11 protein-coding genes and 1 tRNA gene are annotated in these 12708 nt (G+C 37.0%); 6 read left to right on the plus strand and 6 right to left on the minus strand.

Features of this window, described 5'->3' with window-relative positions; translation table 11 throughout:
• Positions 1-18: 18 nt before the first annotated feature.
• Entirely contained in the window at positions 19-1437 is a 1419-nt protein-coding gene (locus AC2IP4_RS14600; protein ID WP_486307619.1) for an MltF family protein, read from the plus strand.
• A gap of 75 nt (positions 1438-1512) precedes the next feature.
• On the opposite strand, the gene AC2IP4_RS14605 is transcribed toward AC2IP4_RS14600, so the two are convergent.
• The 4 genes from AC2IP4_RS14605 to nrdD form a co-directional block, all read right to left on the minus strand.
• Positions 1513-2178 carry an ATP-dependent zinc protease family protein gene (locus AC2IP4_RS14605; protein ID WP_375320349.1) on the minus strand — a complete coding sequence of 222 codons (666 nt, stop codon included), beginning with the start codon at positions 2176-2178 and terminating at the stop codon, positions 1513-1515.
• 67 nt (positions 2179-2245) lie between these two features.
• Positions 2246-3433: an amino acid aminotransferase gene (locus tag AC2IP4_RS14610; RefSeq protein WP_486307620.1), complete on the minus strand. Its 1188-nt coding sequence runs from the start codon at positions 3431-3433 to the stop codon at positions 2246-2248.
• A 90-nt stretch (positions 3434-3523) separates the two neighbouring features.
• Complete coding sequence (nrdG, locus tag AC2IP4_RS14615; RefSeq protein ID WP_486310987.1) at positions 3524-3994, minus strand: anaerobic ribonucleoside-triphosphate reductase-activating protein; 471 nt, start codon at positions 3992-3994, stop codon at positions 3524-3526.
• Positions 3994-6114 carry an anaerobic ribonucleoside-triphosphate reductase gene (gene nrdD / locus AC2IP4_RS14620; protein ID WP_105056223.1) on the minus strand — a complete coding sequence of 707 codons (2121 nt, stop codon included), beginning with the start codon at positions 6112-6114 and terminating at the stop codon, positions 3994-3996. The genes nrdG and nrdD overlap by 1 nt, the downstream gene beginning before the upstream one ends.
• A gap of 240 nt (positions 6115-6354) precedes the next feature.
• Between nrdD and AC2IP4_RS14625 the strand changes: the two genes are divergently transcribed.
• On the plus strand, positions 6355-7239 hold the full coding sequence (locus AC2IP4_RS14625) for a metal-dependent hydrolase (RefSeq protein WP_375320346.1): 885 nt from the start codon (positions 6355-6357) through the stop codon (positions 7237-7239).
• Positions 7240-7316: 77 nt separating this feature from the next.
• On the opposite strand, the gene AC2IP4_RS14630 is transcribed toward AC2IP4_RS14625, so the two are convergent.
• Positions 7317-8489 carry a tetratricopeptide repeat protein gene (locus AC2IP4_RS14630; RefSeq protein WP_375320345.1) on the minus strand — a complete coding sequence of 391 codons (1173 nt, stop codon included), beginning with the start codon at positions 8487-8489 and terminating at the stop codon, positions 7317-7319.
• A 392-nt stretch (positions 8490-8881) separates the two neighbouring features.
• Between AC2IP4_RS14630 and AC2IP4_RS14635 the strand changes: the two genes are divergently transcribed.
• From AC2IP4_RS14635 to AC2IP4_RS14650, 4 genes are all read left to right on the plus strand, one after another.
• Complete coding sequence (locus AC2IP4_RS14635; RefSeq protein ID WP_375320344.1) at positions 8882-9826, plus strand: TerC/Alx family metal homeostasis membrane protein; 945 nt, start codon at positions 8882-8884, stop codon at positions 9824-9826.
• Positions 9827-10031: 205 nt separating this feature from the next.
• Positions 10032-10529 carry an ATP-dependent zinc protease family protein gene (locus tag AC2IP4_RS14640; protein WP_375320343.1) on the plus strand — a complete coding sequence of 166 codons (498 nt, stop codon included), beginning with the start codon at positions 10032-10034 and terminating at the stop codon, positions 10527-10529.
• Between the two features lie 81 nt (positions 10530-10610).
• A tRNA-Ser gene (locus AC2IP4_RS14645) sits at positions 10611-10701 on the plus strand.
• A 377-nt stretch (positions 10702-11078) separates the two neighbouring features.
• Entirely contained in the window at positions 11079-12311 is a 1233-nt protein-coding gene (locus tag AC2IP4_RS14650; RefSeq protein WP_375320342.1) for a sensor domain-containing diguanylate cyclase, read from the plus strand.
• Between the two features lie 20 nt (positions 12312-12331).
• Here the strand turns inward: AC2IP4_RS14650 and AC2IP4_RS14655 are convergent, their stop codons facing one another.
• Positions 12332-12568, minus strand: coding sequence for a DUF3389 domain-containing protein (locus AC2IP4_RS14655; protein WP_486310988.1), 237 nt, complete (start codon positions 12566-12568; stop codon positions 12332-12334).
• Positions 12569-12708 lie beyond the last annotated feature (140 nt).

A 12708-nucleotide genomic window follows, 5' to 3' on the forward strand; every position in this document is an offset into this window, starting at 1 on the left:
TAATGAGGACCTGGTAACATGGATTGTTTACGTCACCATATATTGATATTACTTCTACTACCTCAGCTGGCTTTTTCTATTGAGCTTTCTCCACTTGCCCAGATCCCTTATACAGGGGATCTTGATGACTTAAAGAAAAAAGGAGTTGTGCGTGTTCTTGTTTCTGCCGATCTCGGTTTCTACTATATAGAAAAAGGACAACCTAAAGGGATCATTGCAGAGTTTATTCATCATTTTGAATTATATTTACACAAGAAAAAGATAAATGTGAATGTACAGGTGATCCCTGTTCCAAGAGACGATCTTCTCAACGCTCTCGAAGCCGGTTTTGGGGACATTGCCGTTGCCAATTTAACCATTACCCCTCAACGGTTAAAATATGTTGATTTCAGTGATCCTATCATTAGTAACAGCCAAGAGTGGCTTGTTACCTCAAAATCAATACCAAAAATCACGTCATTTAAAGAACTGTCAGGAAAAGAAGTCTGGGTACGCGCAAGCTCGAGCTACTTTGAGAGTTTGCAGCAAATTAATCAGCAACTCTCTTCTGACGATATCCCTCCTATCCACGTTCAATTCATTGAAGAGAACTTACAAGATTACGAATTAATGGAGATGATCAATCAAAATATCCTTCCTATTACTGTCATCGATAGCCATAAATCTCAGCTATGGACAAAAATCATGAACAATATCGTTATTCATGAAGAACTCCCTATCCGCACTAACGCGAGTATCGGCTGGGCAATGAGGAAAAACAGTCCTCAATTGAAATCAGAAGTAAATCTATACGCGAATAAAATCAAACAAGGTTCTTTTTTAGGTAATGTTATTTACAATAAATATCTCGATAACTCTAAATGGCTTAAAAAAGCATTAAACCCAAATACAGTTAAACAATTTAACAGCCTTGCCGTATTATTCGAACAATACGCCGATCAATATCAGTTTGATTGGCTAATGATTTCAGCACAAGCGTATCAAGAATCTAGGTTTAACAATCGTTTGGTTTCTCACATGGGCGCTGTTGGGATAATGCAAGTACTACCTAAAACAGCAAAAGAACCTTATATCAATATCAAGAATTTCAGGCAGCTAGAACATAATATTCATGCAGGTGTTAAGTACATGAATTTTGTACATAAGCGTTACTTCCAGAAACCTGAAATAACAAAAGAAAATCAAATGTACTTTTCGTTAGCCGCTTATAATGCAGGGCCTGCAAATGTAAGGAAAATGCGCAGAATGGCAGTAAAACATGGTTATGACCCTAATGTTTGGTTCAATAACGTCGAAATTATGGCTCGAAAGTACGTCAGCAAAGAGCCAGTCCATTACGTTACCAACATCAGTCGTTATTATGTTATCTATAAGCAGATAGCTCTATTACAAGCTCTCAGAGAACAACAAAACGCATCTAATTATAAATTATTTTAATAAAGTCCAGCAGTATCAATAAAAACGCCCAAACATTATATTTGGGCGTTTTTATTTCATTACGATTTATTCAAGTTATTTCTCTAACTTTACTTTTGGTTGAATAAATTTCTTACTTACATCAACAACAGCTACATCACGAAAAAAAGTTCTTCCAAGCAATACAGGGAATGTCATGTGTGTGCGGTCATTAAGCGTAAATTCTGTTTTCGTTTTTAAGTCACCAATTTGTACCCATGCTTCAATCACTGGACGATCGGTGCGTTTTTCTGTACTTGATTGACGTATAGTTACAATACGTGAAACTGGAGATTCAAATTCCTTAGTTTCTTTATCATTATGAGCCAGTTTAAACTTAACCCAATTTTTCCCATCACGCTCAAACATTTCAATATCAACCGCTGAAATTGAAGACGTTGTCGCGCCAGTATCTATACGAGCTTTCGCGTTATGGTTAATCGCTTTAATGTACATCCACTCTTCTTCACCTAAAATTAATTTACCATCAGCTGTTTTTAGGCTTGTCGCCACTGGAGGTTTAGGGTCAATTTGTGGTTTTTGCTCTGGCTTCACTGCTGGTTTTGTTTCTGGTTTAACCGCAGGTTTTGTCTCTGGTGTCAACGGCTGCTCAACTGCAGGTTTATCTGTTGTACCCGTTTCTGGTGTTGTTGCTGTTGTTGACATACAACCAGCCAGCAAAATAGGTAAAAGTAACGTTGACCATTTTTTTGTTATCTTCATGCGTTTTCCTTTACTGTCTTATCTGTAATCGTTCATTCTATTATAGTAATAAATCTCAAAATATCTGTTACTTATTTGCAACAGAGGCAACAGATTTAGCAATATAATCAATATGCTGCTCTTGCATTCCTGCAATATTAATACGACCATCTCCTACCGCATAAATTCCATGTTCAGATTTTAATGCCGCCATTTTCTCGCTATTAAAACCAATGACAGAAAACATTCCCTTGTGATGTTCAATAAAATCAAAATCTGTTGATTGAGTTTCATTACGTAATGCAGCACAAAGATTCGTACGCAAACCAAGCAGGCGCTTTTGCATCGTATCTAGCTCAGTACGCCACGATAGTGTTAATGCTTCATCATTTAAGATCCTACCTACAATAGCCGCACCATGATCTGGTGGCATGGTGTAAGTTGCTCGTGCCATTTGTAGAAGTTTTGCTTTGGCATTCATTGCGATTTCGATATTGGCAGCAATAACCATCGCTGCGCCAGTACGCTCACGATATAAACCAAAGTTTTTCGAGCATGAAGTAGCAATAAACATTTGAGGAACACGGTCAGCCATAAAACGCAGACCTGCAGCATCAGCTTCTAATCCATCACCAAACCCTTGATATGCAATATCTACAAACGGGATAAAACCATTCTTTAGCGCTAATTCTGTAATTGCAATCCAGTCAGAAAGACGAATATCTGCACCCGTAGGGTTATGACAGCAACCGTGAAGCAAAATAATATCTTTAGGGCCTGCTTTTGAAAGGTCAGCCATCATAGCGGCACTATCAACTTGTTTTGTTGCAGGATTAAAATAATTGTAGTGCTTAACCTTTAAGCCAGCCGCTTCCATTACTGGCTGATGATTAATATAGCTAGGGTTACTTATCCAAACCGTTGCACCCGGCTCTGTTGATTTAATCAAATCGGCAATCATACGTAACGCACCACTTGCCCCTGGTGTTTGAATCGCAGAAACACGCTCATATGCTGAAGTATCACGTAAAAGAAGATCTACCATGCTCTGGTTAAATATTTCACAGCCAGCAAGACCAACATACGCTTTAGTGGTTTGCTCTACTGCAATAGATTTCGCAGAATCACTAACCGCTTTCATGATTGGGGTTTGACCTTGGTCATTACGATAAACACCAATGCCGAGATCCACTTTGTTAGCACGATCGTCAGCACGATATTCAATAGAAAGAGAAAGAATGGGATCTTTAGCAGGAATCGCTATATTTTGCAGCATATTTTCATATCCTTATGATCTGTAATGCATTTAAATTACCATTCAGACAGAAAAATATCACGGTTTATTGTTTATTTTTTCACAATTTCCTTACAATAGATTAATTGTATGAATAATTTGATTGCTCGAACCACGCCACTCCAATGACGGATCGGCTTTATCTTGCTCAAAGCGACCATCAATTAGTGTATCAATAAGAGCCACTATTTCTTTTTGTGTTTCGTTAAGCTCATTTAATTCGTAACCCGTCCACATCCAAATGTCTTTATTTTCGCATTCAGATTTGACTCGCTTTACTAACTTAAGTACTGCTTCGCAGTTCATTGGGTGCAAAGGATCACCGCCTGATAACGATAATCCTCGACGATAAATACGCGTATCATTCAAATCAGCAATGATCTTATCTTCTAATTGCTGACAAAATGCATGGCCAGAATTTGGATTCAATGTGGACTTGTTGTAGCACCCTTTGCAATTGTGCTCACAACCAGAAACAAACAAGATACAGCGTGTACCCGGCCCGTTAATCACATCAATCGAATGATAAACGTGATAATTCATTATAAATGCTTCACTCGGCGTTGCACTTCTTCTTGCTTACCAAAGTTAAATGGACGCGCATCTGGACTACCTAAATAGCCACATACACGACGCGTTACCGATACTTTGGTTGAGTCATGGTTACCACATTTAGGACAAGTAAAGCCTTTACTTGTACATTCAAACTCGCCGTTGTAACCACATTCGTAACACTCATCAATTGGGGTATTTGTTCCGTAATAAGGCACACGACTGTAGCTGTAATCCCATACATTTTCTAACGCTTCAATGTTACGCTGCATGTTAGGAAACTCACCATAACAAATAAAACCACCGCTTGAGATCTCTGGATACGGCATTTCAAAATCAATTTTATCGTACGGATTTACCGTTTTTTGCACATCTAAATGGAAACTGTTGGTGTAGTAACCCTTATCTGTCACTTTATCGATAACACCGAATTCTGTGTTATCTAGCTTACAGAAGCGTGAACATAAGTTTTCACTTGGTGTTCCATAAAGACTAAAGCCAAAACCTGTTTCTTTTGTCCATACTTGAACTGCATCTTTTAGATACTGAATAATTTCTAATGCTTTAACTTGAAGGTCAGCATTGTCATATAGGTGGTCATCACTCTTGAATAGCGCTTCAATTGTCTCATGTACACCAATATAGCCTAATGATACTGACGCTCGACCATTTTTAAAGATGTTAATAATGTCATCATCTGGATTTAAGCGAACACCACATGCACCTTCCATATAAAGGATTGGGGCAACGCGCGCTTTAACGCCTTCTAAACGAGAAATGCGAGACTCTAGAGCGCGACGACAAAGAACAAGGCGCTCATCAAGTAATTTGTAGAATGCCGTTACATCCCCTTTTGCTTCAATTGCAACGCGAGGCAAATTTAAACTTACTACACCAAGGTTGTTACGACCATCATGAATTTGTTCGCCATTTTCTTCATATAAATCTAAGAAGCTACGACAACCCATCGGAGTTTTAAATGACCCAGTAATTTCAACTACTTTGTCGTAGTTAAGAATATCTGGATACATACGCTTTGACGCACATTCAAGCGCAAGCTCTTTAATGTCGTAATGTGGATCTGATTTTTTATGGTTTAAGCCATCACGAATAGCGAAAACTAATTTAGGGAATACCGCTGTTTTACGGTTTTTACCTAAACCTGCAATACGGTTCGCTAATATAGAACGTTGGATTAATTTTGATTCCCAACTTGTTCCTAAACCAAAACCAAAAGTTACGAATGGCGTTTGTCCATTAGCGGTATGTAGTGTATTTACTTCATACTCAAGAGATTGAAATGCGTCATAGCATTCTTTTTCTGTTTGTGCTTGAGCAAATGCTTCTGAATCAGGAATGCCCCATTTCTCAGCTAATTTTAATGCTTTTTGATAACTAATTGTTACGTATGGTGCAAGAATTTCATCAATACGGTTAATCGTAGTTCCACCGTAGATATGACTTGCTACTTGCGCAATGATTTGCGCAGTAACAGCAGTTGCCGTTGCAATCGATTTTGGCGTATCGATTTCCGCATTACCCATTTTAAAGCCACCTGTTAACATGCCTTTTAAATCAATCAGCATACAGTTGAACATTGGGAAGAATGGTGCGTAATCTAAATCATGATAATGGATCTCACCACGTTCATGTGCTTGTACAATATCACGAGGTAAAATATGGCGTGTTGCGTAGTGCTTAGCAACAATACCCGCTAATAAATCACGTTGTGTTGGAATAACTTTACCGTCTTTATTTGCGTTTTCATTTAATAATTCAGCATTACTTTGTTCAATTAGGCCACTGATCTCTTTATTGAGCACACTGATTTTTTCACGAGCAATATCACGATCATGACGATACTCAATATAAGCACGAGCTAATACTTTATGTGGTCCTTGCATTAATTCGTTTTCAACCAGTTCTTGGATTTGACGAATACCCACTTCTTGTTGTCCCTGTAAAGCAACTTCAACAGCATGAGCCACTAACTGTGCATAACTCTCAATCTCAGGCGTTACCTGCTCTGATGCACCTTTTACAGCGTCAATAATACGAGAATTCTTATAGGCTGCACGACTTCCATCTCGTTTGATTACAGTTATATTCACAGTGGCTCCAAATACTAAATAGTGGGGGTATTAGACTCGCTAACACAAAATGTGGTGTATTAAGCTCGATCTGAGAATAAAATACCTTGATCTAGATCAAGGTAAATCTGAGGGTGATTCTAGTTTCACCACTGCTTTTAGATTGTTCTCACTTTCGTTGCAATGTATGAAAATGAAACATTTTTTTGTGTGCTATCTCGGTATTTTTTAATTAAACTGCTTGCGATTTCAGGAGGACTTATGAATCAACGAATTACTCACTTACTTAGCTTTTGCATACTTATTTTTAGCTCATTTACTAGTAACGCGATCACATTATCGACATGGAATATGGAGTGGTTAACGCTCAATTCTGTTGAGAAATTTTCTTCCTCCGAAAGACACGAACAAGATTTTGAGCAACTAAATAATTACTTTGTGCAATCTAATAGTCAGATTTTAGCTTTTCAAGAAGTAGACTCTATCAAAGCAATCCAAAGAATCGTGGGCAATGATTATCAAATTTTCATATCTGACCGTTCTTCTAATTCCAAAAAACAGTTTAACGATATAAACCAATACACAGGATTTGCTATTCATACATCAATTTCAGCCTCTGATCCTAGAGATTTTTCTCTATTACCAAAGAAAAAAAACAGTAAATTACGCTATGCAACTTACGTTATTGCGACCATTGATAAACAACCTGTCCACCTTCTTTCTGTGCATTTAAAATCGGGTTGTCTTGGGCAAAAGAAAAAGAACTATGCTTGTTCAACGTTAGAGCAACAAACCCAAGAATTAACCGATTGGATAAACACACGAGAAAAAAATCACGACGCATATCTAATATTAGGAGACTTTAATCATACCCTTGCTCACCCAAGAAGCTGGTTATGGAAAAATATCAATAATCAAACAACGGAAACACCTTATCTATTAACAGAAAAGACAAAAGGAAGCTGCACTATTAAACAATGGAAGCGAGGCTGGCCAAAATACACGACTTTTACTCGTTTAATAGACCATGGTGTGACAAATATGTCTGAGGAGCGTTTTAATATCATCCAACAACAATTTGAGCAAGCTGACGTTAAAAAATACCAACTAACTGATCATTGCCCTATCCTTTTTGAGTATAACTAACGCCAGATTAATCGAACCATAAAAAAGGAGCACAATAAAGTGCTCCTTTCTATTAGATAGAAAACATCATACTTCTATTAGAATTTTGCAGCGCCATCCATTTTAGTTTGACTAAAATTAATACTTTCCTTCTTTTCTGCTTTATCTATTTCCTTTGCGTTCACATCTTCTTGCTGTGAACTCTTTTCTTTTTGTTCATCACTAGACTGATTGGTTACCTCTCCACCAACCACAAACTCATTGCTATCTGGGAAATAACTTTCACGCTGATATAACTTATCTAATGATTTTATAATTGCATGCTTTTTCAATTTGCCCTTGGCCATTTTCTCATGAAGTGGTTTTACCATACTCTGTAAACCAATAACAGCATCGACCCCAACAAGATGACCAACATGATCTCGTCGCGATATTGCAGCTTCAATACCATTCTTTGCTGCTAACCATAGCCAGATATAAGCAATAGAATTCCCTTTTTCGTTCGTATCTGCGCCCATCTCACCAGCAAAATATTGAGCTTTAGCGTCACCAGCCTCTGCTGCAAGCTCTAACCAATAAGTTGCTTTTTTAGGATCAACTTGAACCCCACGACCTTCAGCATATTGTTTTCCAATACGAATTTGAGCTTCAATATTATCAAGCATTGCTGCACGTAAATTCCATTCAGCAGCCAACTTAGCATTTGGTTGAGGGTTTGATTCAGCAACATACCAATCAGCAACAAACAGTTGAGCAGGGATATAGTCTAACTCAGCGGCTTCATTAATTAGGTTAATCCCTTTATCAATATTAACATCAACACCATTTCCCTGCAAAAATGCAATGCCTAACGCTAATTTATCTTCCGGTCCACCTTCTTGAGCAGCAACAACCTTACTCCAGAAAATAGACTTTTCTTTAAATTCAGAGTTTTCACGGCGGCTATCGCATAGACGGATCACTGAGCGCATTGCAATATTATTATCTAATTTCGCCGCCATTTCATACCAATGCAGAGCTTCGTCAAAGTTACTCATTTCTGCTTCTTTAGCTAAAAACAATTGAGTCGATATATGACCAGTTTGTGCTTTATAAACACGTTCTTGACGCTCTGCTGCACGAGCTTCAGCTAAAGCTCTGCGATAAGAGCTGGCCTCTCTTTCTTTTTGTTTCTCATGCTTCTTTTGTTTACTGTTTGCAAAAAAGAAATTAATACACACTAATACGAGCAAGGTAACTAGCCCACCGACAGCAATTTGAATCCAATTCATGTTACACCATTTATTCTATTTTTTGATATCACCTCTATTATCGACGAAAAAGAAGAAAACATGAGAGAAATTTTCGTGATTTATGTTAAAAATATTCACACCTAATGCCCTTGATTTATAAATTACTTTCATTGCGATAATTTTTGTTTGTAAAAATTAAAAATCAGGATTAATATCCAGATCTTGGGGAGTAGTCACAAGGTTTAATACTTAACTTTGTTCAGATATCGTCATCCCGAAGCTTCGGCTTCCGGTATCTGTAAGTAGGCAAATGAATGCCAATCACTTTGACAAGACCAAAAACCATAACATTAATGTATTTTGTTTATGGTGGAAGGTTAATACTCTCTAATATTGTCAGTATTCCTTTCACCTATTTGTAAGGAATAATTATGTCACCGTTAACTTGGGAACTGTTTAGTTTCGTTGTTCTCGCTCTATTTGCTCTAGATATGTTTCAAACAAGAAAAGAAGCACCTAGCTTAAAAAAAGCTTTAGTGTGGTCACTTTTCTGGTTCGTACTTGCTTTTATTTTCTGTACAGCTCTTTATGTTTACTGGCCATTAATGGCTCCAAACAGCACTTATTCACCAAAAGACGCTAGTATTGCCTTTATTACGGGTTACTTACTTGAAAAGATGCTTAGCGTAGATAATCTATTCGTCTTTGCATTAATCTTTAGCCAATTTGCCGTACCTGAATCAAGTCGACCTCGTATCTTACTATGGGGGATTATCGGTGCACTTGCATTACGTGCTGTTATGATCTTTGTTGGCGCTGGTTTACTCGCTCAGTATCATTGGATTTTATACATCTTTGCAGTGTTCTTAATCATTACTGGTGTAAAATTGTGGTTTGCTAATACTGAAGAAAGCAGTGATTTCTCATCATCAAAATTGGTTGTTTTTGCAAAGAAATACATTCCATTTGATGACAAATACGATGGTCATAAATTACTTACCAAAATAAACGGGAAGAGAATTGCAACACCATTAATGTTAGTTGTTATTGTTATTATGTTTACCGACATTATGTTCGCTTTAGATTCAATCCCTGCAATATTTGCAATCACTCAAGATCCATTCTTGGTATTTGCAGCAAATGTATTTGCATTACTGGGTTTACGTTCTTTGTATTTTGTTCTTCAAGGCATGTTAGATAAGTTCTGTTACTTACAACCTGCATTAGCATTTATCTTAAGCTTCATCGGTATTAAGATGTTCTTAGTCGGGACTGCTTATGAAGTTCCTACTGTGATCTCATTACTGACAATTATTGGTATAATTTCATTAGCCATTACTGGGTCAGTAGTTAAAAACCGCTCTCAAAACGCTTAACTCGACAACGGCGATGTTCACTTGAACATCGCCGTTTTCTTATATCAATTTAAATAAATTATATGTATTCAATAATCTATTTAGATTGATATTAGATCTTTGCATTAATTTGTCCTACCTTTTACATATAAATGAACTTATAAGACATTAAAGCGTCTATTCTTTATTCGCGTTTCATTATTGTATTTAATTATTAAAGGTTCTCATGAAAAAACTCATAATTTCACTCTGCTTTTTATTACTATCCGTACCAAGCTTTGCTAATGAAAGCTGCTCAAACAAAACAATTGTTGGGCAAATAGAAACTATTCATATCAAAGAACTGAATACCAATTACAAAGCTCGTATTGATACAGGTGCAGCCACAACTTCAATCCATGCGACCAATATTGAAATCGTCGGGCAAGAAGATGAAAGTGATGATATGCGAGACCATTTGGGGGATACGGTTAAATTTACTACCTATAATGAAGACAATATAGCAACGAAGCATACTGCTCGTATCATTAAAGTCAGTCAAATTCGTAACGCTCAAGGAGTTGAACGTCGCTATGCTGTACGAATGCATTTAACATTTGATGGTAAAGAAAAGAAAGTAGCTGTAAACCTTCGTGACCGCAGTAAATTAAATTACAAATTATTGATTGGTCGTAACTGGTTAGAAGGTGATTATTTAGTAGATGTAGACAAAAACGCAGAATAACGTTTATTTTTTAAACGCTTAACCGTTTTTTTGAAAAAGTGCTTTACATAAAAATCAAAGCTGACTATTATTCACCGCACTGGAGGGATGGCTGAGTGGTCGAAAGCACCGGTCTTGAAAACCGGCAACCGTTAATAGCGGTTCTAGGGTTCAAATCCCTATCCCTCCACCACTTTTCAAAATTCAGATAGAATCTGAGTTTTAAAAAATTGGAGTGGTAGTTCAGTTGGTTAGACTCTTTATTAGGGAGCTAAGCGGCCTGACACGCCGGGGGACGCGCTGCTCTCAAGGTGAGATAGAAAGTCCCGTCCGCTCCACCAACACAACGAAGCCTTGTCAGAAATGACGAGGCTTTTTTGTATCTGTTGAATATAGAAATAATTACTTTTTGAAAATTCGATAGCGTTTGGGCTTTAATAATTAGAGTGATAATGTTTATTAGGCCTTTCTTCTTATTTTTGATCCAGCCTCTCTATTTCTATGTCATAGGTTTATTTGTTTCCAGCAAAAAGATAACATGAAGTTATGGTTTATGAGCTAGGATACGTAATGGATAAAGTTCACGTCGACTCAACTTATGGTGTGGTCATACATCGTAATTTTTCTCCCCTTTATGTCGATGAAAAATATGCGCAGATGTTTGGTTTTCAATCTACAGAAGAAGTCATGAATCTTAGTTCATTATTTGACATTATTGATCCTAAGTTTCACAACTCAGCATTACATGTTTACAACGCTGTAATTCAGGGGAAAGAGCCTCCAAAAGTTCGATCTTATGTTAATCAAAATAAACATGGTAAGCTTTTCTCTGTTCTTACTGTTGAACATGTCATTGATTGGGAAGGAGAACCCGCACTTCAAATTACCGTTATTGATATGTCACAAATCGATCGTGCAAATCAACAAATTATCGAACAAGAACAACGCTATAAAGATCTTATCTGGAATTCATTACAAGGTATTATTGTCCATCGTAATTTTAAACCATTAATGGTAAATCCTTCATTTACAAAAATAATTAAAGCAAAATCAGTCGATGAAGTCATGTCTCTGGATTCCTTTCTATGCGTCGTTCCGGAATACAATAGAGAAAATGCGAAGAATCGCTACCAACAATTGATTTCAGGGGAAATGAATGCAACGAATTCAATAGTAGAAAACATCACTTTTGATGGTCAACAACGTTACTTCCAACTTTTTGAAAGTGTCATTAATTGGGATGGTGAGCTTGCAGTTCAAAGCTCAATTATAGATGCGACCGATAAGTACCACCTAGAGCAAAAAATTCAATACCAAGCCTCTTATGATGATTTAACCGGTCTATTAAATCGGCGCGCCATTATTGAAAAATTACATAAAGAAAGAGCGCCTGAATCATGCCCTTCTGAAGTATGCTTATTAATCGACATTGATAATTTTAAGTATATTAATGACCACTTTGGCCATAGTGCTGGAGATGAAGTAATAAAACGCTTTTCACAACAATGTAAAGAAGTCGTTAGCGATTACGGGTTAATCGCTCGGTGGGGCGGTGAAGAGTTTATTATATTCCTTTTAGAACGAAGCATAGAAGAAGCTAATATTATTGCTCAGACTATTCTCCATCGCTGCGAACAAGAATATTACGAATTTTCTGGAACAAAGCACAGCGTAACTGCCAGTATTGGTATCAGCAGATGTTCTCCTGAACATTGCAATATTGAACATCTCATTCAAGCTGCCGACAACAATATGTATCAAGCAAAGCAACAAGGTAGAAACCAAATTGTTTTACCTGATTAGCCGCACGTATTCCATAATAATTAATAAAACTCAATAGCAATACCTATCTCTTGAGAGAGTTGCTTTAATTGGGCCTGATCATCTAATTTAAGCGACCATTTCATACCACTACCAACGGCACTGATCACGTTTGCTCCACCAATTAAAGTCAGAGCATCAACTTCTGCTTGCATTGTGGTCCTCGAATTATTTTTTAAGCGAACAACAATCTCATGTTGAGTTGCTATGATATCGCCTTCTGAAAAAGTAATTTTCATTCTAATTTTCTTCTTACGTTATTTAATTGCTTCAAATTATACCCTCTTTATCTTCACTTCAAAGTAACTATCTCTGTCTTATTTATTTGTCTGAACAATGAATGATTCATAAAATTGAGATTAACTCATCACATTTGTTA

The sequence above is a fragment of the Aliivibrio thorii genome (genome assembly GCF_057368585.1).